The organism is Streptococcus sp. KR, assembly GCF_002238115.1.
Lineage (GTDB): Bacteria > Bacillota > Bacilli > Lactobacillales > Streptococcaceae > Streptococcus.
Window position 1 is genome coordinate 1 of sequence record NZ_NGVM01000167.1, and the last position, 405, is coordinate 405.

Consider the following 405-nt stretch of genomic DNA (forward strand, 5'->3'; position numbering starts at 1 on the left):
ATTAAATTGGTGACTTTCATTTTTGAATATTCAGTTACGATATTTCTCCTGTATCCAACTCAACCGGGCAATGATCCGATCCAAATACATCGGTCAATATTTTGGAATCTTTAATGTTATCAGCCAAGCGATCACTGGCCACAAAATAATCAATCCGCCAACCGGCATTCCGATCACGAGAGTGGAATCGATAACTCCACCATGAATAGATGTCCTTTTGATCGGGATAAAAATGTCTGAACGTATCCATGAAGCCTTCGCTTAACAACTTGGTGAACGATTCTCGTTCTTCGTCCGTAAAGCCGGCGTTGTGATGATTGGATTGAGGATTTTTCAAATCAATTTCCTTGTGAGCAACGTTTAAGTCACCACATAAAATAACCGGCTTTTTCTCATCCAGCTTAT

The 405-nt window shown here is 40.0% G+C and carries 1 protein-coding gene; it reads right to left on the reverse strand.

Annotation, left to right across the window (positions count from 1 at the left end):
- Positions 1–34: 34 nt before the first annotated feature.
- Positions 35–405, reverse strand: a 371-nt coding sequence (locus CBI42_RS11440) for an exodeoxyribonuclease III (RefSeq protein WP_179211423.1), incomplete at its 5' end; no start/stop codon positions are given.